Here is a 26,884-nt window from a genome sequence, read left to right as displayed (position 1 = left end):
CTCTTAATTCAACTCGCGGATATCGGCAAAACGGCCGGTAACGGCAGCCGCGGCGGCCATCGCCGGGCTGACCAGATGCGTGCGGCCGGCGCGGCCCTGACGGCCTTCGAAGTTACGGTTGCTGGTGGAGGCGCAGCGCTCGCCGGGGTTCAGGCGGTCGTTATTCATAGCCAGACACATGGAGCAACCGGGCAGGCGCCATTCAAAGCCGGCTTCGATAAACACTTTATCCAGCCCTTCCAGTTCCGCCATGGTCTTCACCGGGCCGGAGCCGGGTACCACGATAGCCTGCACGCCTTTGGCGACCTTGCGGCCTTTGGCGACTTCCGCCGCCGCGCGCAAGTCTTCGATACGCGAGTTGGTACAGGAGCCGATGAAGACTTTATCGATCGCCACCTCGGTCAGTTTGATGCCGGGTTGCAAATCCATATACGCCAGCGCTTTGGCCGCTGAAGCCCGTTCCACCGGATCGCTGAAGGATTCCGGCGCGGGAATGGTCTGATTGACGGCAATCACCTGACCGGGGTTGGTACCCCAGGTGACCTGCGGCGCGATATCGGCCGCGTTCAGCGTGACGACAGTGTCGAAGCTGGCGTCGTCATCGGATTTCAGCGTGCTCCAGTAAGCGACGGCGGCATCCCAGTCTGCGCCTTTAGGCGCGAACTGGCGGCCTTTCAGATAGGCGAACGTGGTTTCATCCGGCGCCACCAAACCGGCTTTGGCGCCCATTTCGATCGCCATGTTGCACAGCGTCATGCGGCCTTCCATGCTCAGCGACCGGATGGCGTCGCCGCAAAATTCCACGACGTGTCCGGTACCGCCCGCGCTGCCGGTTTTACCGATAATCGCCAGCACGATATCTTTGGCGGTGATGCCGGGCGCGGCATTACCGGTCACTTCGATTTTCATGGTTTTCGCGCGCCCTTGTTTCAGGGTTTGCGTTGCCATTACATGCTCGACTTCCGACGTGCCGATGCCAAACGCCAGCGAACCGAACGCGCCGTGCGTGGCGGTATGGGAGTCGCCGCAGACGATGGTCATGCCCGGCAGCGTCATACCCTGTTCCGGGCCGATAACATGCACGATGCCCTGATACGGGTGATTCAGGTCATACAGCTGTACGCCGAACTCAGCGCAGTTTTTAATCAGTTCCTGCATCTGAATACGCGCCATATCGCCACAGGCGTTGATATCTTTCGTCTGGGTGGAGACGTTATGGTCCATGGTGGCGAAGGTTTTACCCGGCTGACGAAGTTTGCGTCCTTTGGCGCGCAGACCGTCGAAGGCCTGCGGCGAGGTCACTTCGTGTACCAGATGGCGGTCAATATACAGCAGGGGCGTTTCATTCGGCGCCTCGTAGACGACATGCGCATCGAACAATTTTTGATATAACGTCTTACTCATGATCAGGCCCCTTGCGCAACAAACCGGGCAATGATATCGCCCATTTCATCCGTACCCACCGCGTTGCCGTCGCTGGCCAGATCCGAAGTGCGATAGCCTTCGGACAATGCCAGGTTCACCGCTTTTTCAACCGCTGTGGCGGCGTCATCCGCGTCCAGGCTGTAACGCAACAGCAGCGCCAGGGATAAAATCTGCGCAATCGGATTGGCGATGTTTTTGCCGGCGATATCCGGCGCGGAACCGCCTGCCGGTTCGTACAAGCCGAAGCCCTGCTCGTTCAGGCTGGCGGACGGCAGCATGCCCATCGAACCGGTGATCATCGCGCATTCGTCGGACAGAATATCGCCAAACAGGTTGGAACACAGCACCACGTCAAACTGGGACGGATCTTTAATCAGCTGCATGGTGGCGTTGTCGATATACATATGCGAGAGCTGCACGTCAGGATAGCTTTTGGCGATTTCGCTGACGATTTCACGCCACAGGATAGAGCTTTGCAGCACGTTGGCTTTATCGATCGAGGTGACGATGCCGCGACGTTTACGGGCGGACTCGAAGGCGATGTGCGCAATACGCTCGATCTCAAAACGGTGATAAACCTCGGTATCGAATGCGCGTTCGTACTGACCGCTGCCTTCGCGTCCCTTCGGTTGACCAAAGTAGATGCCGCCGGTCAGTTCGCGCACGCACAGAATATCAAAGCCTTTGGCGGCGATGTCGCCGCGCAGCGGACAGAATGCCTCCAGCCCTTGATACAGACGCGCGGGGCGCAGGTTACTGAATAAGCGGAAATGTTTGCGTAACGGCAGCAATGCGCCGCGTTCCGGCTGTGCGTCCGGCGGCAGGTTCACCCATTTCGGGCCGCCCACTGAGCCGAACAGAATCGCATCGGCCTGCTCGCAACCGGCAACCGTCGCCGGCGGCAACGGCATCCCCTGACGATCGATGGCAATGCCGCCCACGTCGTATTCGCTGGTGGTGATCCGCATGTCGAAGCGTTGACGTACCGCTTCCAACACTTTGTGGGCCTGCGCCATTACTTCCGGGCCAATACCGTCTCCGGGTAAGACGGCGATATGGTAACTCTTTGTCATCACACTGTTTCCTGACTATTTTGTTGTTTGCTATTGTGCTGTTGCAGACGCTGAATTTCTTTTTCTACCTGCTGAGCGCGTTTGATATTGTTCAGAACGTTCACCATCGCCTGAGCGGAGGATTCGACGATATCCGTCGCCAGGCCGACGCCGTGGAAACGACGACCCTGATAATCCGCCACGATATCCACCTGACCCAATGCATCTCTGCCGTGTCCTTTGGCGGTCAGTTGATATTTGACCAGTGAAATCTGATAGCCGGTAATGCGGTTAATAGCCTGATAAACGGCGTCAACCGGACCATTGCCGGTCGCGGCTTCTGACTGGGTTTCCTCGCCGCAGACCAGTTTGACCGAGGCGGTCGCCATCACGCTGGAACCCGATTGTACGCTGAAATAGTCCAGACGATAAAATTCCGCGTCCTCTTGCTTGTTATTGATAAAGGCCAGCGCTTCCAGATCGTAATCGAAAACCTGACCTTTTTTGTCGGCCAGTTTCAGGAATTCGGCGTACAGATTATCCAGATTATAATCGCTGTCTTTATAACCCATCTCTTCCATACGGTGTTTCACCGCCGCACGACCGGAACGGGAAGTCAGGTTCAACTGGACTTCTTTCAGGCCGATGGATTCCGGCGTCATGATTTCGTAGTTTTCGCGGTTTTTCAGCACGCCGTCCTGATGAATGCCGGAGGAGTGGGCGAAAGCGTTGGAACCGACGATGGCCTTGTTGGCCGGGATCGGCATGTTGCAAATCTGGCTGATCAACTGACTGGTACGGTAGATTTCCTGATGATTGATATTGGTTTGCAGATTCAGAATGTCATGACGGGTTTTGATCGCCATGATCACTTCTTCCAGCGCGCAGTTGCCGGCGCGTTCGCCGATACCGTTCAGCGTGCCTTCCACCTGACGCGCGCCGGCGTTGACCGCCGCCATGGCGTTGCCCACCGCCAGACCGAGATCGTCATGGGTGTGAACGGAGATAATGGCTTTATCGATATTGGGTACGCGTTGATACAGAGAAGAGATGATATTGCTGAATTCGTGGGGCAGGGTATAACCGACGGTGTCCGGGATGTTGATGGTGCGGGCGCCGGCATCGATGGCGGCCTCCACCACGCGACACAGATCGGCGATTGGCGTGCGCCCGGCGTCTTCACAGGAGAATTCCACATCGTCGGTGTAGTTGCGCGCGCGTTTGATCATATAAATCGCGCGCTCGATAACGTCGTCCAGCGTACTGCGCAGCTTGGTGGCGATATGCATCGGCGAGGTGGCGATGAAGGTGTGGATGCGGAAGGCGTCGGCCACGCGCAGCGCCTCGGCGGCGACGTCGATATCTTTTTCAACGCAGCGAGTGAGGCCGCAAACCCGGCTGTTTTTGATATGGCGGGCAATGGTCTGTACCGATTCGAAATCGCCGGGAGAGGACACCGGAAAGCCGACTTCCATTACGTCGACGCCCATTCTTTCCAGCGCCTGTGCAATCTGGAGTTTCTCCTTAACGCTCAGACTGGCCTGCAACGCCTGTTCACCGTCACGTAATGTGGTATCGAAAATAATAACTTGTTGGCTCATCGGCTTGATTCCTTATCGTATTTACTGGCGCCCGGCGAGTTAAAAAAAAACCCGCGCATCGGCGCGGGTTTTTTTATTGGAAGGTGCGAAATCAGTTCTGAATCCTGCCCACCAGCATACCGCGCAACGTAGATGCGTTTAGTAGTAGGCCTAGTAGGAAAGAGAAATTGAACATGATATCTCGTCATATGAAATTGATTCGCTGCCCATATTGGTACTTGATTTGCAGGGTTATGTCAATATTTGATTTGTTTGGCTACGGCCGAATCATCGCCCGGCGGCTTTGTTTGCGCCGCCGAATAACATTGCGGTTTTGGCGGATAACGGTAGACTGCTGCCAAAATTATGTACGGCTTTTCCCTAATCTATTGTGTATATATTAAATGCGCTTTTGAATAAAATAACGAAATCAAAACAGAGCGAACATCGGGATTTACCCCGTCTATATAAAAGATAGAGAGAAGCGTAACCGCTTTCTGAACAAAAGAGGCAAACCCATGGAGATGTTGTCAGGCGCCGAGATGGTGGTCCGATCGTTAATCGATCAGGGCGTAAAACATGTGTTCGGCTACCCCGGCGGTGCCGTGCTGGATATTTATGACGCCTTGCATACGGTTGGCGGCATTGAACATATTTTGGTTCGTCACGAACAGGGCGCGGTGCATATGGCCGATGGCTATGCGCGCGCCACCGGCGACGTCGGCGTGGTGTTGGTGACCTCCGGTCCCGGCGCGACTAACGCCATTACCGGCATCGCCACCGCTTATATGGATTCGATTCCCATGGTGGTGCTTTCCGGTCAGGTGGCGTCATCCCTGATTGGCTATGACGCGTTTCAGGAGTGCGACATGGTGGGCATTTCCCGTCCCATCGTGAAACACAGTTTCCTGGTCAAGCAGGCGGAAGATGTGCCAACCATACTGAAAAAAGCCTTTTATCTGGCATCCAGCGGCCGTCCCGGTCCGGTGGTGGTGGATTTGCCGAAAGACGTGATGAGTCCGGCCAATAAGCTGCCTTATATGTATCCCGACCATGTCAGCATGCGTTCGTACAATCCGACGGTTCAGGGACATAAAGGCCAGATCCGCCGCGCGCTGCAAACGTTGCTGGCGGCGGAGAAACCCGTTATCTACAGCGGCGGCGGGGTGATTAGCGCCGATTGCCATCAGGAACTGCTGGCGCTGGCGGAGCAACTCAATCTGCCGGTGACCACGTCATTGATGGGACTGGGCGGTTTCCCCGGCACGCATCGTCAAAGTCTGGGCATGCTCGGCATGCACGGTACTTATGAAGCCAATATGGCCATGCATCATGCCGACGTGATTTTCGCCGTCGGAGTCCGTTTTGACGATCGCACCACCAATAATCTGGCGAAATATTGTCCTGAGGCGACGGTGTTGCATATCGATATCGATCCGGCGTCGATCTCGAAAACGGTTTCGGCGGATGTGCCGATCGTCGGCGATGCCAAGCAGGTACTGACGTTGATGCTGGAGTTGCTGGCGCAGGACGGCGCTCAGCAGCAGTTCGATGCGTTGCGCGACTGGTGGCTGAATATCGAGCAATGGCGGTCGCGGCATTGCCTGGCATATAACCAGGATGGCGATAGCATAAAACCTCAGGCCGTGATTGAAACCCTGTACCGGCTGACGAAGGGCGAGGCTTATGTGGCCTCGGATGTGGGTCAGCATCAGATGTTTGCCGCGCTCTATTATCAATTCGATCTGCCGCGCCGTTGGGTTAACTCCGGCGGTCTGGGCACCATGGGATTCGGTCTGCCCGCCGCATTGGGCATCAAGCTGGCGTTACCGGAAGAGACGGTTATCTGCGTCACCGGCGATGGCAGCATCCAGATGAATATCCAGGAGCTTTCCACCGCGCTGCAATATAACCTGCCGATCGTGGTTGTTAACCTTAACAACCGCTTCCTCGGTATGGTGAAGCAGTGGCAGGACATGATTTATTCCGGCCGCCATTCCAACTCCTATATGGAATCCCTGCCGGATTTCGTCAAGCTGGCGGAAGCCTATGGCCATATCGGTATTTCCATCAATACGCCTGACGAGCTGGAAGAGAAGCTGGCGCAGGCGCTGGCGCAGAAAAATCGTCTGGTGTTTGTGGATGTCAACGTCGACAGCAGCGAGCATGTCTACCCCATGCAGATCCGCGGCGGCGGGATGGACGAAATGTGGCTAAGCAAAACGGAGAGGACCTGATCATGCGTCGGATTTTATCGGTATTACTGGAAAATGAATCAGGCGCATTGTCGCGTGTCGTCGGCCTGTTCTCTCAGCGCGGCTACAACATCGAAAGTTTAACGGTCGCGCCCACTGACGATCCAACGCTGTCGCGCATGACCATTCAAACGGTCGGCGACGAAAAAGCGCTGGAGCAGATAGAAAAACAGCTGCATAAGCTGGTGGATGTATTACGCGTCAGCGAACTGGGACAAGGCTCTCACGTCGAACGTGAAATCATGCTGGTGAAATTGCAGGCGACAGGTTACGGCCGTGAAGAGGTCAAACGTTGCGCCGAGATCTTTCGCGGGCAGATTGTCGATGTCACCACCTCGCTTTACACCGTACAGTTGGCGGGAACCAGCGATAAGCTGGATGCATTTCTGAATGCGGTGCGTGAAGCGGCGGATATTGTGGAAGTCGCGCGTTCCGGGATCGTCGGCGTCTCCCGCGGCGATAAAATCATGCGCTAAGGCCGATTTTCGCTGACCAGGCTCGACCATGGCGTCGGGCCTGCCGACTACCGTATTCCGCGTCTTCCCTGTCTGCTGATTTTAACGTACGGATCGGCGGCAATCTGAAATATGCAGGTATATGATAAAAGCGGTTGCTGTTCAGTAGCGTCTGCGGTTAGATCTACGCCATATCCATGAGGAGCTTATGGTCATCGCTCTATTTATTTATCCGGCTTACTAAGGGGTTTCCGTGAAACTGGATGAAATCGCGCGTCTTGCGGGTGTTTCACGCACGACCGCCAGTTATGTGATCAACGGTAAAGCAAAACAGTATCGCGTCAGTGATAAGACCGTTGAAAAAGTCATGGCCGTGGTCAGAGAGCATAATTATCATCCTAATGCCGTCGCCGCCGGATTGCGTGCCGGGCGCACGCGTTCTATCGGTCTGGTGATTCCCGATTTGGAAAATACCAGCTATACGCGTATTGCCAACTATCTTGAGCGCCAGGCGCGACAACGCGGATATCAGTTGTTGATTGCCTGCTCTGAAGATCGGCCGGATAACGAAATGCGTTGTATCGAACATCTGCTGCAACGCCAGGTCGATGCCATCATCGTGTCGACGGCGTTACCGCCGGAGCACCCGTTCTATCAGCGTTGGGCCAATGACAGTCTGCCGATTATCGCGCTGGACAGGGCATTGGATCGCGAACATTTTACCAGCGTGGTGGGCGCCGATCTGGAGGATGCCGAAATGCTGGCGCAGGAACTGAGAAAAATTCCGGCGGATTCGGTGCTTTATCTGGGGGCGTTACCTGAGCTTTCCGTGAGTTTCCTGCGCGAACAGGGGTTCCGTCAGGCCTGGGCCGGCGATCCTCGCGAAGTGAATTACCTGTACGCCAATAGTTACGAACGCGTGGAGGCGGCAACGGTATTCGCCGAGTATCTGAAAGATCATCCGATGCCGAAGGCGTTATTCACCACCGCTTTTCCGCTTTTACAAGGCGTGATGGACGTGACGCTGAAAATGAGCGGGCGTTTGCCGAACAATCTGGCGATTGCCACTTTTGGCGATAATGAGCTGTTGGATTTTCTGGAATGTCCGGTCTTGTCGGTGGCCCAGCGTCATCGTGAAGTGGCTGAGCGGGTGTTGGAACTGGTGCTGGCCAGTCTGGATGAGCCGAAAAGGCCGAAACCGGGCCTTAACCGCATCCGCCGTAACCTTTATCGTCGGGGATCGCTCAGCCGACGTTAATTCCGCTTTTATTGCGCCATATGACTTATCGGAAAATATGGCGCCTGCTTGCAACGGACGCATCATTCATCAATTAGTTAGTCACTATGTCAGACATTAATCAGGCCAGCTTCAAGCTCTCGCCGGAAAAAGCCCTTTCGGGCGAACAGAACGCATTGAAACGCAACATTGAGGACTTCCTGAACACGCATCGGCACGATCGGCATGCGTTCTTTGTGATTCACGGCGAAGCAGGAACCGGCAAAAGCGTTTTATTGAACGCCATTTTTCGCGATATACAAACCCATGCCCGCCTTCAGCCACGGCATCCGCTTTACGGCAGTGAAAACTATCTGCTGGTAAACCATCCCGAGATGCTGAAAGCCTATAAAAATGCGACGGATAACCAACCGAGCTTGCGCAAAAAGGATTATGAACGTCCCACTACCTTCATTAATCGTATGGACAAACGCGGAGCAATCGCGGATATCGTTCTGGTTGATGAAGCCCATCTGCTGCTGACCCGACGCGACAGCTATAACCACTTTTTCTACGATAATCATCTGGATGAGATTATTCGCCTGGCGCGGATCGTCGTCCTGGTTTTTGATGAGCGTCAGGTGCTGAAATTCAAGAGCCTGTGGAGCGAGAGCCAGTTGTCGCGCATGATGAACCAGTGGCCGCATGACGTTTATGTGCTGCAACACCAGTTCAGAATGCGGGCTGATGCGGCGGTTCAGCGCTGGATCCGCGCTTTCTGCCAGCGCAAACTACAGCCTTTGCCGTCTTCCGCCGTAGCCGGAGGGAAAAGCGATTTCGAAATCCGAATATTCGACGATGCGCAGGCGATGTATGACGCGGTAAAAGAAAAAAATGCCGCCAGCGGGCTGTCGAGAATGTTGTCCACTTACGATTATCCTTATCGGCTGGACGGACAGGATTATTTTATTGCGGAAGGGCGGTTCCGCCTGCGTTGGGATCGCTCAAAACCCAGCGAGCGATTGCCGTGGGCAGAGCGCGAAGACACCATTGATGAAGTGGGATCGGTCTATACCGTGCAGGGATTCGATCTGAACTACGTCGGTTTGATCCTTGGCCCTTCGGTGGCCTGGGATGCGCAGAGAAAAGAGATTGTGCTCGATCCCGCCAGATACGAAGACAGCGCGGCTTTTCAGGGCAAGGCGCGGATTGATAACAGCGAGGCGGTGAAAGAGCGCATCATGCTTAATGCCATTAATGTGCTGATGACCCGCGCCATCCATGGGCTTTACCTGTACGCGCATGATGAAAAACTGCGTACGGTACTCATGTCGCTACAGAACGAGAGATGAAAACGGAGATAACGATGACAGCAACAGAAGTGCTATGGATCGACGATCCGCGGATGCAACAGGTTTCCCGTCCTGTTGATACCATTGATGATCATGTGAAAGCGGTGGTCGAGCAGATGTTTGCCGTTATTGACGAGATGAAGGATTCGGGGCTTGCCGCCATTCAACTTGGTATTCCACTACGTATTGTCGTGATCGATATGGCGGATGAGCAGGGCAAACGTCAGCGTCTGACGTTGATCAATCCGCAGATAACCGAATACTCGGAAGAAAAGACGGCACATCTGGAGCTGTGTTCTTCCATTCCGGAACATCCTATGCCGGCGGAACGCTCAAAGCGGGTGAAGGTGACATTCCTCGATTTGGACGGCAAAACCCAGGAAATAGATGCTGGAGGGGAATTTGCCGTGTGTCTGCAACACGAGATCGATCATCTGGACGGCGTCTCGTTGCTCGACAACCTTTCCGACCTGAAGCGCAGCCGCCTCAAGGTACAGCTTGCCAAGCTGCGCCGTAAGACGGCTTCCCGCCAGTAAGATCCCGGCCTGCGCGCGATTATTCGGCTGAGCGCAGGACGTTAGTTCGGTTGCCGCCGGTTGGTGTCGTGAAATTGAAGAGGAACGGCCACCCTGAATAACCGACGGCAGTATTCCAGAAAGTATCCGTACACGACCCCCATCGCCATGGAGATGACCGCATTGCTGGCAACGGCGGTCAGTATCTGTGATTCATCCGCCCCGATAGCCCAGAGAATCGCGAGATAAACCGGAGACTGAAAGCTGACATACGCGAATAGGTCGGCAAGGTTGCGCATCAGGAAATGTTCCGATAGATGACGTCTGGCGATGCCAAGCACCTGGTCGCGGTAAATGCCGTAGGGCCAGGCGACCACGATATTGACCGGAATGGACAGCAGACGAGAAGAAAACGACTGTTCAAAGCTCATGCCGGACAGCCCAATCTCAATCACCATGCCGGTGATGAAGCAGTAAATGACTAACGCAAAGGTATCTGCGGTGGCATTCCGTAATCGCGATGTCGGGGAGAACATACCAGCTAACTCCAGTTTAAGGTGGCGGATAGAACAAAAATCAGAGTAAAGCATCTGTGTTGGTCTTTTGTTTTGCTTTTAAATTTTTTGCTAGTGTACATCACTGCATTGTTGCTTAATAAGTAGCTTAAAATATTTATTTTTGACCGCTTGGTCAGTTTTATCGCTACTTTATTTCTGCCAATTCATGGAATCGCGAGTTTATGGTGCGAAGGATGTGAAAAATCTTTTTAAACAATAGGTTGTGATTTTTACCCCAGAAGGGTTCACGGCGATAGTGACATTAATAAAAAGGGAATAAGGCGGAGGTTGATAATTAATGATGGAAATAGTTCTGTTCGTCTTTAACCACGACAGCAAAGGTTATTAAAGCGGGTCATTACTCTGTTTATATAAACAGTGTTTTTATTTCCTCTGGTCGTGAAGTCGGCGGGGAAGGAAATGTAAATTAATGTCGATTTGATGATTAATAAAGAAACAATAAGTGAGGATGTCAAAAATGTGACGTTGAGCAAATCTCACCGATGGCAGTATAATGGCTTCAAAGCGCGCAAGCCTTGTCTGCTCAGGTCTGAGACGCATTCAGACTATTCTGGAAATATTTATATTTGGTATCAGTCTGTGACAGTAAAAATAATCTCTTGCTGCGAATTTATTGCCATATCTTTATACAAAGTTATTTTTGGGTGAATTTTTCTTAAATTTTCATGACGTTAATCTTTATTAATTATCCATCCTTATTTTTTTTACCCTCATGTCGGCTCAAATTCATGCAGAAATAATTCCAAAGCACGCCCGCTCTGGCTTGACAAGGTTTTCATACCCTCCGTACACTCTCCAATGTGGGAATTTGTGGGATAAAGTGGCGAAAAAGGTTATGAAGGGGTAACTCAGGTATGTTTCGTGGGGCTACGCTGGTTAATCTCGACAGCAAGGGGCGGCTTGCCGTACCCACCCGTTATCGGGATACGCTGAACGAGGAATCGCAAGGTCAAATGGTCTGCACCATTGATCTTCACCAGCCATGTCTGCTGCTTTATCCCTTGCCTGAGTGGGAAATTATTGAACAGAAACTTTCTCGTCTGTCGAGCATGATCCCCGCCGAACGTCGTGTTCAGCGTTTGTTATTGGGGCATGCCAGCGAATGTCAGATGGATAATGCGGGACGTTTATTAATCGCCAGTACGTTGCGGCAACACGCAGGTCTTACAAAAGAAGTGATGCTGGTCGGGCAGTTCAACAAGTTTGAGCTGTGGGATGAACAGACCTGGTATCAACAGGTCAAGGATGATATCGACGCAGAACAGTCGACTCAGGAAGCGCTGTCTGAGCGATTGCAGGACTTATCACTATAGTCATGCCGGAAAATTATAAACACACAACCGTGCTATTGGATGAAGCCGTTAACGGTTTGAACATTCGCGGTAACGGAATCTATGTAGACGGTACTTTTGGCCGTGGCGGCCACTCTCGTCTTATTCTTTCCCAACTGGGACCAGAAGGACGTTTACTGGCAATCGATCGCGATCCTCAGGCCATTGAGGTCGCCAAGACGATAGACGATCCCCGCTTTTCTATTATTCATGGCCCGTTTTCAGCGCTGGCAGACTATATGGCGGAGCGCGATCTTACCGGTCGTATTGACGGCGTGTTGCTGGATCTGGGCGTGTCATCGCCTCAGCTTGACGATCCCGAACGCGGTTTTTCATTTATGCGCGACGGTCCGCTGGATATGCGCATGGATCCCACGCGCGGCGTTTCGGCGGCGGAATGGCTGATGAAAGCGGAAGCGGATGACATCGTCTGGGTATTAAAAACCTTCGGCGAAGAACGTTTTGCGAAGCGGATCGCCCGCGCCATTGTCGAACGTAACCGCACCGAACCGATGACGCGAACCAAAGAGCTGGCCGAACTGATAGCGGCCGCCAGTCCGATTCGCGAGAAGCATAAACATCCGGCGACGCGCAGTTTTCAGGCTATCCGGATTTATATCAACAGCGAACTGGAAGAGATTGAACAGGCGTTGAACGGCGCGTTGAGCGTATTGGCTCCGCATGGCCGCCTGTCGGTTATCAGCTTCCACTCGCTTGAAGACAGAATTGTGAAGCGCTTCATTCGTCATCAGAGCCGCGGTCCCCAGGTGCCGGCGGGTATGCCGTTGACGGAAGCGCAACTTCGCAGTCAGGGCGGACAAACGTTGAAGTCGGTGGGGAAAATGAAGCCTTCCGCTGAAGAAGTGGCTGAAAACCCGCGGGCTCGCAGTTCGGTTCTGAGGTTTGCCGAGAGGCTGCCGGCATGATAGGGCATGAGCGTCATGGACTGGTCGGCGTTATCGGCGAGGATCTGCTGCGTAATGCCAAGATCCCGACGTTGTTGATGATTGCCGTGCTGGTTTCCGCGGTGTTCGTCGTCACGACGGCGCATAAAACGCGTTTGTTGACCTCGGAGCGCGAACATCTGTTGTTGGAGCGCGATGCACTGGATATTGAATGGCGTAACTTGATTCTGGAAGAGAACTCCTTAGGGGATCATAGCCGCGTTGAGCGGATCGCGACGGAAAAACTGAAAATGGGACATGTCGATCCGTCACAGGAAAATATTGTGGTTAAGCAATGAACTAAACAGGCATCCAATTAAGCATGAAAGCAGCTCGTACAGGAAGATTGAAACGCCAGGAAGACCAGGCCAGCTTTGTTAGCTGGCGTTTTGCGTTGCTTTGCGGCTGTATTCTGTTGGCGATGGTTGGACTGATGGTTCGTGCCGCTTATCTCCAGGTGATCAACCCCGATAAACTGGTGCGCGAAGGGGACATGCGCTCCCTGCGCGTACAGGAAATACCGACGGCTCGCGGCATGATCAGCGATCGCGCCGGGCGCCCCCTGGCGGTCAGCGTGCCGGTAAACGCGGTCTGGGCCGATCCGAAAGATCTGAATGACCATGGCGGCATCACGCAGGATACGCGCTGGAAGGCGCTTTCCGATGCGCTTGAGATTCCGCTGGATCAAATGACCGCGAAGATTAACGCCAATCCCAAAGGACGCTTCGTCTACCTGGCGCGCCAGGTGAATCCGGCAATCGGCGAATATATTCATAAACTGAAGCTGCCCGGCATTAACTTACGCCAGGAGTCGCGCCGTTATTATCCTTCGGGTCAGGTCACTTCTCATTTGATTGGTTTTACCAATATCGACGGCCAGGGCATTGAAGGGGTCGAAAAAAGCTTCGATCGCTGGCTGACCGGACAACCGGGCGAACGCACCGTGCGTAAAGATCGGTTCGGCCGGGTGATTGAAGACATTTCTTCCGTTGACAGTCAGGCCGCGCATAATCTGGCGTTGAGCATTGACGAGCGTTTACAGGCGCTGGTCTATCGTGAGCTGAACAACGCCGTGGCCTTTAACAAGGCGGAGTCCGGCACGGCGGTATTGGTTGATGTGAATACCGGGGAAGTGCTGGCGATGGCGAACAGTCCGTCCTATAACCCCAATAATCTGTCCGGTACGCCTAAAGACATTATGCGCAACCGCGCCATTACCGATATTTTTGAACCGGGCTCCACCGTGAAGCCGATGGTGGTAATGACCGCGTTGCAACGCGGGGTGATAAAAGAAAACAGCGTGCTCAACACCCAGCCGTATTACGTTAACGGTCACGAAATCAAAGACGTGGCCCGTTACAATGAATTGACCCTTACCGGGATCCTCCAGAAGTCGAGTAACGTCGGTGTTTCCAAGCTGGCGTTAGCGATGCCTTCCTCCGCGCTAGTCGAAACATACTCGCGCATGGGGTTGGGAAAAGCGACCAATTTGGGGTTGGTCGGAGAAAGCAGTGGCTTATACCCGCAAAAACAACGGTGGTCTGACATAGAGAGGGCCACCTTCTCTTTCGGCTACGGGCTAATGGTAACGCCGTTACAATTAGCGCGAGTCTACGCCACCATCGGCAGCTTCGGGGTTTACCGCCCGTTATCGATTACCAAAGTCGATCCGCCGGTTGCGGGTGAACGCGTGTTTCCCGAAGCGTTGGTGCGTACCGTGGTGCATATGATGGAAAGCGTCGCCCTGCCGGGCGGCGGCGGCACCAAAGCGGCGATTAAAGGTTATCGGATTGCCATTAAAACCGGGACGGCGAAAAAGGTCGGGCCGGATGGCAAGTACATCAATAAATACATTGCCTATACGGCGGGCGTCGCGCCCGCCAGCAACCCCCGGTTTGCGTTGGTCGTGGTTATCAACGATCCCCAGGCCGGTAAGTATTACGGCGGTGCGGTTTCCGCGCCGATCTTTGGCGCCATCATGGGGGGCGTTCTGCGTACGATGAACGTAGAGCCTGATGCCTTGCCCACGGGTGACAAAAATGATTTTGTGATTAATCGAGAAGAGGGGTCAGGTGGCAGATCGTAATTTGCGCGAGTTATTAGCGCCGTGGGTGCAGGGTGCTCCGGCGTGTGCGCTGCGGGAAATGATACTAGACAGCCGCAATGCGGCTGCCGGGGATCTGTTTGTCGCTGTCGTCGGCCACCAAACGGATGGGCGGCGCTATATCCCGCAGGCGATTGCACAAGGCGTGGCTGCGATTATTGCTGAAGCCGAGGACGAAGCTTCCGATGGTACGGTGCGTGAAATGCATGGCGTACCGGTGGTTTACCTTAGCAATCTGAACCATCGCCTTTCCGCACTGGCGGGACGCTTCTATCAACAGCCGGCAGAAAAATTACAGTTGATCGGCGTGACCGGCACCAATGGAAAGACCACCACGACGCAGTTGCTGGCGCAGTGGAGCCAGGCGTTGGGAGAAACCAGCGCCGTCATGGGTACGGTCGGCAACGGCCTGCTGGGACGCATCACGCCGGCGGAAAACACCACGGGTTCGGCAGTCGATGTGCAACATGTATTGAGGCAACTGGTCGATCAGGGCGCAACGTTCGCCGCCATGGAGGTTTCTTCTCATGGTCTGGCGCAAGGCCGTGTGGCGGCGCTGCCGTTTGCCGCCGCGGCGTTCACCAATCTGAGTCGGGATCATCTGGATTATCATGGCGATATGGAACATTACGAAGCCGCTAAATGGTCCCTGTTTGCCGAGCATCGGGTAGGGCAGATGATTATCAATGCGGATGACGACGTTGGTCGTCGCTGGCTGGATAAACTGCCGGATGCCGTCGCCGTTACCATGGAAAACAATCTGATTCCCGGCTGTCGTGGGCGCTGGCTGAAAACCACCGGCGTCGATTATCACGACAACGGCACCATTATTCGTTTTGACTCCAGTTGGGGGCATGGCGAGATTGAAAGCCATCTGATCGGCGAATTTAACGTCAGCAATCTGTTGCTGGCGCTGGCGACGCTGCTTTCGCTGGGTTATCCCCTCAGCCAGTTGATTGCGGCCGGATCGCATCTGCAACCCGTGTGCGGCAGGATGGAGGCGTTTCACGCCGAAGGCCGCCCTATGGTGTTGGTGGATTATGCCCATACCCCGGACGCGCTGGAAAAAGCGCTGGCGGCCGCGCGGCTGCATTGCAAAGGCCAACTGTGGTGCGTCTTCGGTTGCGGCGGCGATCGCGATAAAGGTAAGCGCCCACTTATGGCGGGAATAGCGGAGCAACTGGCCGATCGTGTCGTGGTGACCGACGATAACCCGCGTAGCGAAGCGCCCGCCGCCATTATCGACGATATCTTATCGGGCTTGCTGGATGCCGGGCGTGTCCAGGTGATTCATGGTCGGGCTGAAGCCGTGACCCGCGCGGTCATGCAGGCAAAAGAACAGGATGTGGTGTTGGTAGCCGGTAAAGGCCATGAGGATTATCAATTGATAGGCAATCAGCGTCTGGATTATTCGGATCGGATTACCGTCGCCCGCTTGCTGGGGGTGATCGCATGATTCGCGTTTCCTTACAGCAGATAGCCTCCGTGGTGAGCGCCGAATTGATTGGCGAGAACGTCGAGATCGATGAGGTTTCAACCGACACGCGTAAGCTGAAAGCAGGGTGTTTGTTCGTCGCGTTAAAAGGCGAGAAATTTGATGCGCATGATTATGCCGACGCGGCCTGTCAAAGCGGCGCCGCGGCTCTGTTGGTCAGTAAGCGCTTACCTGTTAATGCGCCGCAGTTGCTGGTGAAAGATACCCGCCTGGCGTTGGGCAAACTGGCCGGCTGGGTAAGAGAGCAGTCAGGCGCGCGCGTAGTGGCGTTAACCGGGTCTTCCGGTAAGACTTCGGTCAAGGAAATGACCGCCGCCATTCTGCGCCAGTGCGGCAATGTGCTGTATACCGCCGGCAACTTTAACAATGATATCGGCGTGCCGTTGACGCTATTGCGTCTGACGCCGGAACATCAGTTCGCGGTCATTGAATTAGGCGCCAACCATATCGGCGAGATTGCTTACACCACCGATCTGGTGCGTCCCGAAAGCGCGTTGGTCAACAATCTTGCCGCCGCGCATTTGGAAGGCTTCGGTTCTCTGGCCGGCGTGGCGCAGGCGAAAGGGGAAATCTTCGCCGGTCTGCCCGCCGACGGCGTGGCGATTATCAATGCGGACAGCAACGATTTCCCGCACTGGCAGACAATCCTGAACCACAAAACGCTCTGGCGTTTTGCCGCGCAGGCAGCCAGCAATTTCGATTTCTTTGCCAGCGACGTCCGGGTGCTTGCCCAGGGGACGGCGTTCAATCTGCATACGCCGTTCGGGCAGATTGAGGCGATGCTGCCTTTGCCGGGGCGGCATAACGTGGCGAATGCGCTGGCGGCGACGGCGCTGGCCATGTCCGTCGGCGCGACATTGGCGGCGGTCAAAACCGGTTTGGCGCAAATCAAGGCGGTGCCGGGACGACTGTTCCCGATCGTGCTGGCGGAAGGAAAATTGCTGCTGGATGACAGCTACAACGCCAATGTCGGCTCAATGACGGCGGCGGCGCAGGTTCTTGCCGAAATGCCGGGCTACCGCGTGATGGTGGTCGGCGATATGGGCGAATTGGGCGAGCAGGCGGCGGAGTGTCATCGTCAGGTGGGCGAGGCCGCGCGCGCGGCCGGTATCGACAAGGTATTAAGCGTGGGGACGTTAAGCGAATTAATCGGCCATGCCAGCGGCAAGGGCGAACATTTTCAGAATAAAGCCGCACTGGTTTCACGACTTGGCGAGTTGGTGTCTGAACACAAAATAATAAGCATATTGGTTAAAGGTTCACGTAGCGCTGCGATGGAGCAGGTAGTACGCGCATTACAGGAGAATGCAACATGTTAGTTTGGCTGGCCGAGCATTTGGTCAAGTTTTATTCCGGCTTCAACGTCTTTTCCTATTTGACGTTTCGCGCCATCGTCAGCCTGCTGACTGCATTGATCATTTCTTTATGGATGGGACCGCGTTTGATCGCCTGGCTGCAACGGTTGCAGATTGGGCAGGTAGTGCGTAATGACGGACCGGAGTCGCATTTCAGCAAGCGGGGAACGCCGACGATGGGCGGCGTGATGATTCTGGCCTCCATCTCCATCTCGGTGCTGATGTGGGTGAATCTCGCTAATCCGTATGTCTGGTGCGTGCTGGTTGTCCTGCTGGGTTACGGCTTCGTCGGCTTTGTTGACGATTACCGCAAAGTGGTGCGCAAAGACACCAAGGGACTGATTGCGCGCTGGAAGTATTTCTGGCAGTCGCTGATTGCGCTGGTGGTGGCGTTCGTCATGTATTCGATCGGCAAGGATACGCCGGCGACGCAACTGGTGGTGCCGTTCTTTAAGGACGTCATGCCGCAGTTGGGACTGCTTTATATCGTACTGGCCTACTTTGTGATTGTCGGGACCAGTAATGCGGTGAACCTGACTGATGGTCTGGACGGCCTGGCGATCATGCCGACGGTCTTCGTCGCCGCGGGATTTGCGCTGGTCGCCTGGGCGACGGGGAACATGAACTTTGCCGGTTATCTGCATATTCCTTATATCCGGCATGCCAGCGAACTGGTGGTGGTCTGTACGGCGATTGTCGGGGCGGGACTCGGCTTCTTGTGGTTTAACACCTATCCCGCCCAGGTTTTCATGGGGGATGTGGGTTCGCTGGCGTTGGGCGGCGCGCTGGGCACCATCGCGGTGCTGCTGCGTCAGGAGTTTTTGCTGGTGATTATGGGCGGCGTATTCGTGGTGGAAACGCTGTCGGTCATCTTGCAGGTAGGGTCTTTTAAGTTACGTGGTCAGCGTATTTTCCGCATGGCGCCGATTCATCATCATTATGAACTTAAAGGGTGGCCGGAACCGCGCGTGATCGTACGTTTCTGGATTATTTCGCTGATGCTGGTGCTGATTGGCCTGGCAACGCTGAAGGTACGGTAAAATATGGTGGACTATCAGGGTAAAAAAGTCGTCATCATCGGGTTGGGGCTAACCGGTCTCTCCTGCGTTGATTTCTTTCTCGCGCGTGGCGTGGTGCCGCGCGTGGTGGATACCCGCGTCAGTCCTCCCGGATTGGATAAGTTACCGGAAAATGTCGAGCGTCATCTCGGCGATCTCAATGAAACCTGGCTGATGGACGCCGATTTGATTGTGGCGAGTCCGGGCATCGCCTTGTCCACGCCCATACTGTGCGATGCCGCAGACGCGGGAATTGAGATCGTCGGCGACATCGAGCTGTTTTGCCGTGAGGCTCAGGCGCCTATCGTGGCGATTACGGGGTCGAACGGTAAAAGCACGGTCACGACGCTGGTCGGCGATATGGCGCGCGCCGCCGGTTGGCAGGTGGGCGTGGGGGGGAATATCGGCCTGCCGGCGCTGCAATTGCTTCAGCATGAATATCAGCTTTATGTGCTGGAGTTGTCGAGCTTCCAACTGGAGACCACCAGCAGTTTACATGCCGCGGCGGCGACCATACTGAATGTGACCGAAGACCATACCAACCGTTACCCGTTCGGCTTGCAGCAGTATCGCGCCGCGAAGTTGCGTATTTATGAAAACGCCAAAGTGTGCGTTGTTAACGCGGATGATGCGCTGACGATGCCCATTCGCGGCGCGGATGAACGCTGTGTCAGTTTCGGCGTCGACGTCGGCGATTATCACCTGAACCGCCAGCAGGGAGAAACCTGGCTGCGGATTAAGGGGGAGCGGGTGCTGAACACCCGGGAAATCAAACTGGTAGGACGGCATAACTATACCAATGCGCTGGCCGCGCTGGCATTGGCTGATGCCGTCGGTATTCCGCGTTCATCCGCGTTAACCGCGCTGACCGCTTTTACCGGGCTGAGCCACCGATTCCAACTGGTTTGGGAGCGCAACGGCGTGCGTTGGATCAACGACTCCAAAGCCACCAACGTCGGCAGTACCGAAGCGGCGTTAAACGGCCTGAAGGTCGAGGGTACCTTACACTTATTATTGGGGGGAGACGGCAAATCCGCCGATTTTTCTCCTTTGCTGCGTTATTTCCAGGGCGACGACATCCGGCTCTACTGCTTCGGCCGCGATGGCCGGCAGTTGGCGGCGTTGCGGCCTGAAATCGCAGAGCAAACAGAGACCATGGAACAAGCGATGCGGCTGATAGCCGGGCGCGTGGCGCCGGGCGATATGGTGTTGCTGTCGCCGGCGTGCGCCAGCCTCGATCAGTTCCGCAGTTTTGAACAGCGCGGCGATGAATTCGCCCGCCTGGCTGAGGAGTTGGGCTAATGCGGTTCCCGGGACTGGCATTGATCGAACCTCTAAGAAATTGGGTGATGGGGTCGCGGGAAAGCGATTCGCTGAGCCTTGTGCTGTATGACCGTACGCTGGTGTGGTTGACGTTCGGGCTGGCTGTGATTGGTTTTGTGATGGTGACATCGGCCTCAATGCCGATCGGGCAGCGTTTGGCGGACGATCCTTTTCTGTTTGCCAAACGGGATGCGTTGTATCTGGGGCTGGCTTTTGCGCTGGCGCTGGTGACGCTGCGCATTCCTATGGAAATTTGGCAGCGTTACAGCCCGGTGCTGCTGCTGTTGGCGATGGTGATGCTGCTGGTCGTGCTGGTGGTCGGCAGTTCGGTCAACGGGGCGTCACGCTGGATTTCCCTGGGGCCGCTGCGTATTCAGCCTGCCGAGTTATCCAAGCTGGCGCTGTTTTGTTATCTCTCCAGCTATATGGTGCGCAAAGTAGAAGAAGTGCGTAACAATTTCTGGGGCTTTTGTAAGCCGATGGGCGTGATGGTGGTGTTGGCCGTGTTGCTGCTGGCTCAGCCGGACCTGGGAACGGTGGTCGTGCTGTTTATCACTACGCTGGCGATGCTGTTTTTAGCGGGGGCGAAGCTCTGGCAGTTTCTGGCGATTATCGGCTGCGGTATTTTCGCCGTTTGCCTGCTGATTATCGCCGAACCCTACCGTATGCGGCGTGTGACTTCCTTCTGGAATCCGTGGGAAGACCCGTTCGGTAGCGGCTATCAGTTGACCCAATCTCTGATGGCGTTCGGTCGGGGCGAACTGTGGGGACAAGGACTGGGAAATTCGGTGCAGAAGCTGGAATATCTGCCGGAAGCGCACACCGACTTTATTTTCTCCATTTTAGGCGAAGAGCTCGGCTATATCGGTGTGGTTTTAGCGCTGTTAATGATATTCTTCGTCGCTTTTCGTGCGATGTCTATCGGGCGGCGGGCGCTGGAGATTAATCAGCGCTTTTCGGGGTTTCTGGCATGCTCTATCGGCATCTGGTTTAGTTTTCAGACGTTGGTCAACGTCGGGGCGGCGGCGGGAATGCTGCCCACCAAAGGACTGACGCTGCCGTTGATCAGTTACGGCGGTTCAAGTTTGCTCATTATGTCGACGGCCATCGTTTTGTTGTTACGCATTGATTTTGAAACGCGCCTGACAAAAGCGCAGGCGTTTACGAGGAGTGCCAGATGAGTGGCGAAGGAAAGCGTTTGATGGTGATGGCGGGCGGAACGGGAGGACATGTTTTCCCCGGTCTTGCCGTCGCGCATCATTTGATGGCTCAAGGCTGGCAGGTGAGGTGGTTAGGCACCGCCGATCGCATGGAAGCGGATTTAGTGCCGCGGCATGGGATCGAGATCGATTTCATCCGTATTTCCGGGCTGCGGGGAAAAGGGCTGAAAGCCCAGCTCAGCGCGCCCCTGCGTATTTTCCGCGCGGTTCGTCAGGCGCGGGCGATTATGCGTCGTTATCAGCCGGATGTGGTGCTGGGGATGGGCGGTTACGTTTCCGGCCCCGGCGGTTTGGCCGCCTGGCTGTGCGGCATTCCCGTGGTGCTGCATGAACAAAACGGCATTGCCGGGCTGACCAACCGTTGGTTGTCGCATATCGCCAAAAAAGTGTTGCAGGCTTTTCCCGGCGCGTTTCCGAAGGCGGATGTGGTCGGTAACCCGGTAAGAACGGATGTGCTGGCTCTGCCGACGCCGGAGATTCGTCTGGCTGGACGCAGCGGGCCGATTCGCGTTCTGGTGATCGGCGGCAGTCAGGGGGCAAGAGTCCTGAACCAGACGCTGCCGGGCGTCGCCGCGAAGTTAGGCGACAGTATTACGATTTGGCATCAGGTCGGTAAAGGCGCCCTGGCGGATGTTAAGCAAGCTTACCAGCAGGCGGGGCGGACTCAGCATCGCATCGACGAGTTTATTGATGACATGTCGGAGGCGTATGCCTGGGCTGACGTGGTGGTGTGCCGTTCCGGCGCCCTGACGGTCAGTGAAATTGCCGCCGCCGGGCTGCCGGCGCTGTTTGTCCCTTTCCTGCATAAGGATCGGCAGCAGTATTGGAACGCCCGGCCGCTGGAGAAAGCGGGTGCGGCGAAGATTATCGAACAACCGCAGTTTAACGTGACGTCCGTGAGTGAAACGCTGGCGGGCTGGGATCGCGCCACGCTGCTGTCGATGGCGCAAAAGGCTCGAACGGTGGCCATTCCCGATGCGACAGAGCGCGTGGCGGCGGAAGTGAGCGCCGCTGCGCGCTAGCTAAACGACCGATGCGGTTCATGGTCGGATCATTAATTTAGTATCGCCGGCGGGACAGCCGCCGGGGATTAAATAAGGTAGCGATAGAAAAAAGTGAATACTCAACAACTGGCGAAACTGCGTTCAATCGTGCCCGAGATGCATCGCGTCCGGCACATCCACTTTGTCGGCATTGGTGGTGCCGGCATGGGCGGTATCGCCGAAGTGTTGGCTAATGAAGGCTACGAGATTAGCGGGTCCGATCTGGCGCCGAATGCCGTGACTCAACAGTTGAGTGAACTGGGGGCGCAGATTTATTTTCACCACCGAGCTGAAAACGTATTGAATGCCAGCGTGGTCGTGGTCTCCAGCGCCATTTCCGCCGACAACCCGGAGATTGTGGCGGCGCATGAAGCGCGTATCCCGGTGATTCGCCGGGCTGAGATGCTGGCCGAGTTAATGCGTTTTCGTCACGGCATCGCCGTTGCGGGAACGCACGGCAAAACCACGACCACGGCCATGGTCGCCAGCATTTATGCCGAGGCCGGGTTGGATCCGACATTCGTGAACGGTGGTTTGGTCAAGGCGGCGGGAACGCATGCGCGTCTGGGTTCCAGCAGATATCTGATTGCCGAAGCGGACGAAAGCGACGCCTCGTTCCTGCATTTGCAACCGATGGCGGCGATTGTAACCAATATCGAAGCCGACCATATGGATACCTATCAGGGCGATTTTGAAAACCTGAAACAGACGTTTATTAACTTTTTGCATAATTTGCCGTTTTACGGTCGGGCGGTGATGTGCGTGGACGATGATGTCATCCGCGAGTTGTTGCCTCGGGTCGGGCGTCATATCACCACCTACGGCTTTAGCGACGATGCCGATGTGCGCATCGCCAGCTATCGGCAGGTCGGCGCGCAGGGGCATTTCACCCTGGCGCGCCAGGATAAACCGCTGCTGAATGTGACGCTGAACTCGCCGGGGCGTCATAACGCGTTAAACGCCGCGGCCGCCGTTGCCGTCGCGACGGATGAAGGCATAGACGATGAATCGATCCTGCGTGCGCTGGAGCGATTTGAAGGAACCGGCAGGCGGTTCGATTTTCTGGGTGAATACCCGTTGGAACTGGTTAACGGTCAAAGCGGCAGCGCCATGCTGGTGGATGACTACGGACACCATCCGACCGAAGTCGATGCGACCATCAAGGCTGCGCGCGCAGGCTGGCCGGACAAACGTCTGGTGATGATTTTTCAGCCGCACCGTTATACGCGTACTCGCGATTTATATGATGACTTTGCCCATGTGCTGTCGCAGGTGGATGTGTTGTTGATGCTGGATGTTTATTCGGCGGGCGAATCGCCGATACCGGGGGCGGATAGCCGGTCGTTATGCCGCACTATCCGGGGACGCGGTAAGATTGATCCGATTTTAGTGACTGACGTGGATACTTTGCCTGAGTTGTTGTCACAGGCGCTACGTGATGGGGATCTGGTTTTGGTGCAAGGGGCTGGCAATATCGGCAAGCTGGCGCGGAAACTGGCTGATTCCAGGTTACAGCCGCAGATAAGTGAATGAGGAACATCATGACAGAGAAAGTTGCCGTATTGCTTGGTGGAACCTCTGCCGAACGTGACGTGTCGTTGCTTTCAGGTCAGGCGGTGCTGGCAGGTTTGCAAGAAGCGGGGATTAACGCCCACGCTATCGATACGCGCGAGTTTCCGGTGACGCATCTCAAGGATGAAGGGTTCACTAAAGTTTTTATCGCGCTGCATGGCCGCGGCGGCGAAGACGGGACTTTGCAGGGGCTGCTGGAATTTTTACAACTGCCCTATACCGGCAGCGGGGTGATGGCGTCCGCGCTGACGATGGACAAACTGCGCACCAAGCAGGTATGGCAGGCGTTGGGGTTGCCGGTGTCGCCTTATGTCGCCCTGAGTCGGCAAGCGTTTTCCGCGATCGCTCCGGATGAGCTGCCGGGAAAATTCGCGCATTTAGGCACGCCGTTGATTGTGAAGCCAAGCCGCGAAGGCTCCAGCGTCGGCATGAGCAAGGTGAATGAGATAGCAGATCTGCCTGCCGCGCTGGAAGAGGCGTTTCGTCATGACGACGAGGTGCTGGTGGAAAAATGGCTCAGCGGCCCGGAGTACACGGTTGCCATCCTTGGCGACGAGGTGCTGCCGTCTATCCGTATCCAGGCCGCGGGTACGTTTTACGACTACGAAGCGAAATATCTGTCGGATGAAACACAGTACTTTTGCCCAAGCGGTCTGTCATCGGAAAAAGAGCAGGCGTTGGCCGATCTGTCGATGGCGGCTTACCGTGCGCTGGATTGCAGCGGCTGGGGCCGGGTGGATCTGATGATGGACGGCGACGGGGCTTTTTATCTGTTGGAGGTCAACACCTCTCCGGGAATGACCAGCCATAGTCTGGTGCCGATGGCGGCTCGTCAGCGCGGCATGACGTTCTCACAACTGGTTGCCCGGATTCTGGAGTTGGCTGACTGATATGTCGCAGGCAGCGTTGAATACGCGTGGACGAGAACATGAGACTCGCGGGGCGCGTCGCAGTAACGGAGGCCAACTGGCGGGATTGATTTTCCTGCTGATGGTGATAGGGACGATCGTCTGGGGGGGCTGGATGGTCGTCGAGTGGATGAAGGACGCCAGTCGTCTGCCGCTCTCCAGACTGGTGGTGACCGGTGAAAGGCAATACACCACCAACGACGATATTCGTCAGGCGATTTTAGCGTTGGGTTCGCCGGGAACCTTTATGACGCAGGATGTCAACGTGATCCAACAGCAGATTGAACGTCTGCCGTGGATCAAGCAGGCCAGCGTGCGTAAGCAGTGGCCGGATGAATTGAAGATTCATCTGGTTGAATATGTTCCGGCGGCGCGTTGGAATGATCTGTTCATGGTTGATAATGACGGGAACGCTTTCAGCGTACCGGCCGAGCGCATCGGTAATCGTAAAATGCCGTTGCTGTACGGCCCGGAAGGCAGTGAAAAAGAAGTGCTGGAAGGATATCGGACCATGAGTCAGGTGCTGGCGGCAGGCAAGTTTACCTTGAAAATGGTTGCGATGAGCGCGCGTCATTCATGGCAACTGGGATTGAATGACGATACCCGTCTTGAACTGGGACGGGACGATCGGGCCAGGCGTTTAGATCGTTTTATCGAGCTTTATCCGCTGTTGCAACGTCAGGCACAGAGCGATAACAAACGTATCAACTATGTCGATCTGCGTTATGACTCTGGTGCGGCGGTAGGCTGGGGGGCGGCCTTGTTTGAACAGCAACACATTGATCAGCAACAGAACAGTAATCAGAATCAGACACAGGCTAAACAACAATGATCAAGTCGACGGACAGAAAACTGGTAGTTGGGCTGGAAATCGGTACGGCAAAGGTGGCTGCGCTGGTAGGGGAGGTTCTGCCCGATGGCATGGTCAATATTATCGGCGTGGGCAGTTGTCCGTCTCGCGGTATGGATAAAGGCGGCGTTAACGATCTTGAATCGGTCGTCAAATGCGTTCAGCGCGCGATTGACCAGGCTGAACTGATGGCGGATTGCCAGATTTCCTCGGTATATCTGGCGCTCTCCGGCAAACATATCAGTTGCCAGAATGAGATAGGGATGGTGCCTATTTCAGAAGAGGAAGTCACGCAGGAGGATGTGGAAAGCGTGGTGCATACGGCCAAGTCCGTGCGCGTGCGCGATGAACACCGCGTTCTGCATGTGATTCCGCAAGAGTATGCGATTGATTACCAGGAAGGGATTAAAAATCCGGTCGGATTATCCGGCGTGCGTATGCAGGCGAAGGTTCACCTGATTACCTGCCATAACGATATGGCGAAGAATATCGTCAAGGCCGTCGAACGTTGCGGTCTGAAAGTGGATCAGCTGATTTTCGCCGGTTTGGCGTCCAGCTACGCGGTATTGACGGAAGATGAGCGTGAGCTGGGCGTTTGCGTCGTCGACATCGGCGGCGGCACGATGGATATTGCGGTCTATACCGGCGGCGCCTTGCGGCATACCAAAGTTATCCCTTACGCGGGTAACGTGGTAACCAGCGATATCGCCTATGCCTTTGGTACGCCGCCGACGGATGCCGAAGCGATAAAAGTCCGTCACGGCTGCGCATTGGGCGCGATTGTCGGCAAAGACGAAAATGTCGAGGTTCCCAGCGTAGGGGGGCGCCCGCCGCGCAGTTTGCAACGGCAGACGCTGGCGGAAGTGATTGAACCGCGTTACACCGAACTGTTGAATTTGGTGAACGACGAACTTTTACAGTTGCAGGAGCAGTTACGTCAACAAGGCGTTAAACACCACCTGGCGGCAGGTATCGTGCTTACCGGCGGTGCGGCGCAGATAGACGGACTGGCGGCCTGCGCACAGCGAGTGTTCCACACTCAGGTGCGCATCGGCCAGCCACTAAATATTACAGGTCTGACGGATTATGCGCAGGAACCTTACTACTCCACGGCTGTCGGGTTACTGCATTACGGCAAGGAGTCTCACCTCGGTGGTGAGCATGAAGTCGAAAAACGCGCTTCAGTGAGCAACTGGTTCAAAAGAATCAATAGCTGGCTGAGGAAAGAATTTTAATTTTATCAAAGAGATCAT

Annotated in this window: 23 protein-coding genes; 19 read left to right on the top strand and 4 right to left on the bottom strand. The window is 55.3% G+C overall.

Annotated features, from left to right (window positions below):
• Positions 1-3: 3 nt before the first annotated feature.
• Genes leuC through leuA form a run of 3 tightly spaced genes read right to left on the bottom strand, consistent with a single transcriptional unit; the run spans position 4 to position 4,078 of the window.
• Complete coding sequence (leuC, locus tag ABRZ26_RS13385) at positions 4-1,404, bottom strand: 3-isopropylmalate dehydratase large subunit (RefSeq protein ID WP_319604635.1); 1,401 nt, start codon at positions 1,402-1,404, stop codon at positions 4-6.
• Positions 1,405-1,406: 2 nt separating this feature from the next.
• Complete coding sequence (leuB, locus tag ABRZ26_RS13380; RefSeq protein WP_319604634.1) at positions 1,407-2,498, bottom strand: 3-isopropylmalate dehydrogenase; 1,092 nt, start codon at positions 2,496-2,498, stop codon at positions 1,407-1,409.
• Positions 2,498-4,078, bottom strand: a complete 1,581-nt coding sequence (gene leuA / locus ABRZ26_RS13375) for a 2-isopropylmalate synthase (protein ID WP_319604633.1) — start codon at positions 4,076-4,078, stop codon at positions 2,498-2,500. The genes leuB and leuA overlap by 1 nt, the downstream gene beginning before the upstream one ends.
• A 497-nt stretch (positions 4,079-4,575) precedes the next feature.
• Here leuA and ilvI point away from each other — a divergent pair, with 497 nt between their 5' ends.
• The 5 genes from ilvI (at position 4,576) to def (ending at position 9,871) form a co-directional block, all read left to right on the top strand.
• Positions 4,576-6,294: an acetolactate synthase 3 large subunit gene (gene ilvI / locus ABRZ26_RS13370; RefSeq protein ID WP_319604632.1), complete on the top strand. Its 1,719-nt coding sequence runs from the start codon at positions 4,576-4,578 to the stop codon at positions 6,292-6,294.
• Positions 6,295-6,296: 2 nt separating this feature from the next.
• On the top strand, positions 6,297-6,788 hold the full coding sequence (ilvN, locus tag ABRZ26_RS13365) for an acetolactate synthase small subunit (protein ID WP_319604631.1): 492 nt from the start codon (positions 6,297-6,299) through the stop codon (positions 6,786-6,788).
• Between the two features lie 232 nt (positions 6,789-7,020).
• On the top strand, positions 7,021-8,025 hold the full coding sequence (cra, locus tag ABRZ26_RS13360; protein ID WP_319604630.1) for a catabolite repressor/activator: 1,005 nt from the start codon (positions 7,021-7,023) through the stop codon (positions 8,023-8,025).
• Between the two features lie 86 nt (positions 8,026-8,111).
• Positions 8,112-9,335, top strand: coding sequence for a DUF2075 domain-containing protein (locus tag ABRZ26_RS13355; protein ID WP_319604629.1), 1,224 nt, complete (start codon positions 8,112-8,114; stop codon positions 9,333-9,335).
• A gap of 14 nt (positions 9,336-9,349) precedes the next feature.
• Positions 9,350-9,871 (top strand): peptide deformylase, encoded by a 522-nt coding sequence (def, locus tag ABRZ26_RS13350; RefSeq protein WP_319604628.1) that lies wholly within the window; start codon positions 9,350-9,352, stop codon positions 9,869-9,871.
• A 41-nt stretch (positions 9,872-9,912) separates the two neighbouring features.
• On the opposite strand, the gene ABRZ26_RS13345 is transcribed toward def, so the two are convergent.
• Complete coding sequence (locus ABRZ26_RS13345) at positions 9,913-10,386, bottom strand: L-alanine exporter AlaE (protein ID WP_319604627.1); 474 nt, start codon at positions 10,384-10,386, stop codon at positions 9,913-9,915.
• An 896-nt stretch (positions 10,387-11,282) separates the two neighbouring features.
• Between ABRZ26_RS13345 and mraZ the strand changes: the two genes are divergently transcribed.
• The 14 genes from mraZ to ftsA all read left to right on the top strand — a co-directional run bounded on the left by mraZ (position 11,283) and on the right by ftsA (position 26,866).
• A complete protein-coding gene (gene mraZ / locus ABRZ26_RS13340) occupies positions 11,283-11,741 on the top strand; it encodes a division/cell wall cluster transcriptional repressor MraZ (RefSeq protein ID WP_319604626.1) in 459 nt (152 codons plus the stop codon).
• 2 nt (positions 11,742-11,743) lie between these two features.
• Positions 11,744-12,685, top strand: coding sequence for a 16S rRNA (cytosine(1402)-N(4))-methyltransferase RsmH (gene rsmH, locus ABRZ26_RS13335; protein WP_319604625.1), 942 nt, complete (start codon positions 11,744-11,746; stop codon positions 12,683-12,685).
• A complete protein-coding gene (gene ftsL / locus ABRZ26_RS13330; protein ID WP_319604624.1) occupies positions 12,682-13,002 on the top strand; it encodes a cell division protein FtsL in 321 nt (106 codons plus the stop codon). Before rsmH ends, ftsL begins: the two co-directional genes overlap by 4 nt.
• Before the next feature lie 23 nt (positions 13,003-13,025).
• On the top strand, positions 13,026-14,789 hold the full coding sequence (gene ftsI / locus ABRZ26_RS13325) for a peptidoglycan DD-transpeptidase PBP3 (RefSeq protein WP_319604623.1): 1,764 nt from the start codon (positions 13,026-13,028) through the stop codon (positions 14,787-14,789).
• The gene (gene murE / locus ABRZ26_RS13320; protein WP_319604622.1) at positions 14,776-16,263 is read left to right on the top strand and encodes a UDP-N-acetylmuramoyl-L-alanyl-D-glutamate--2,6-diaminopimelate ligase; all 1,488 of its coding nucleotides are present in this window, start codon (positions 14,776-14,778) and stop codon (positions 16,261-16,263) included. Before ftsI ends, murE begins: the two co-directional genes overlap by 14 nt.
• On the top strand, positions 16,260-17,621 hold the full coding sequence (murF, locus tag ABRZ26_RS13315) for a UDP-N-acetylmuramoyl-tripeptide--D-alanyl-D-alanine ligase (protein ID WP_319604621.1): 1,362 nt from the start codon (positions 16,260-16,262) through the stop codon (positions 17,619-17,621). The genes murE and murF overlap by 4 nt, the downstream gene beginning before the upstream one ends.
• Positions 17,615-18,697 (top strand): phospho-N-acetylmuramoyl-pentapeptide-transferase, encoded by a 1,083-nt coding sequence (gene mraY / locus ABRZ26_RS13310; RefSeq protein ID WP_319604620.1) that lies wholly within the window; start codon positions 17,615-17,617, stop codon positions 18,695-18,697. The genes murF and mraY overlap by 7 nt, the downstream gene beginning before the upstream one ends.
• Before the next feature lie 3 nt (positions 18,698-18,700).
• On the top strand, positions 18,701-20,017 hold the full coding sequence (gene murD / locus ABRZ26_RS13305) for a UDP-N-acetylmuramoyl-L-alanine--D-glutamate ligase (RefSeq protein ID WP_319604619.1): 1,317 nt from the start codon (positions 18,701-18,703) through the stop codon (positions 20,015-20,017).
• The gene (ftsW, locus tag ABRZ26_RS13300; protein ID WP_319604618.1) at positions 20,017-21,219 is read left to right on the top strand and encodes a cell division protein FtsW; all 1,203 of its coding nucleotides are present in this window, start codon (positions 20,017-20,019) and stop codon (positions 21,217-21,219) included. The genes murD and ftsW overlap by 1 nt, the downstream gene beginning before the upstream one ends.
• The gene (murG, locus tag ABRZ26_RS13295; protein ID WP_319604617.1) at positions 21,216-22,280 is read left to right on the top strand and encodes an undecaprenyldiphospho-muramoylpentapeptide beta-N-acetylglucosaminyltransferase; all 1,065 of its coding nucleotides are present in this window, start codon (positions 21,216-21,218) and stop codon (positions 22,278-22,280) included. Before ftsW ends, murG begins: the two co-directional genes overlap by 4 nt.
• A 93-nt stretch (positions 22,281-22,373) precedes the next feature.
• Positions 22,374-23,834 (top strand): UDP-N-acetylmuramate--L-alanine ligase, encoded by a 1,461-nt coding sequence (murC, locus tag ABRZ26_RS13290; RefSeq protein ID WP_319604616.1) that lies wholly within the window; start codon positions 22,374-22,376, stop codon positions 23,832-23,834.
• Between the two features lie 8 nt (positions 23,835-23,842).
• Positions 23,843-24,763 carry a D-alanine--D-alanine ligase gene (locus ABRZ26_RS13285; RefSeq protein ID WP_319604615.1) on the top strand — a complete coding sequence of 307 codons (921 nt, stop codon included), beginning with the start codon at positions 23,843-23,845 and terminating at the stop codon, positions 24,761-24,763.
• Between the two features lies 1 nt (position 24,764).
• The gene (gene ftsQ, locus ABRZ26_RS13280) at positions 24,765-25,613 is read left to right on the top strand and encodes a cell division protein FtsQ (RefSeq protein WP_319604614.1); all 849 of its coding nucleotides are present in this window, start codon (positions 24,765-24,767) and stop codon (positions 25,611-25,613) included.
• Positions 25,610-26,866, top strand: a complete 1,257-nt coding sequence (ftsA, locus tag ABRZ26_RS13275; RefSeq protein ID WP_109052476.1) for a cell division protein FtsA — start codon at positions 25,610-25,612, stop codon at positions 26,864-26,866. The genes ftsQ and ftsA overlap by 4 nt, the downstream gene beginning before the upstream one ends.
• Positions 26,867-26,884: the final 18 nt, after the last annotated feature.

It is taken from the genome of Brenneria sp. L4-2C (assembly GCF_040240335.1).
Lineage (GTDB): Bacteria > Pseudomonadota > Gammaproteobacteria > Enterobacterales > Enterobacteriaceae > Brenneria.
Note: the sequence above shows the minus strand (reverse complement) of the source record. Positions and strands in the feature narration are given on the sequence as shown.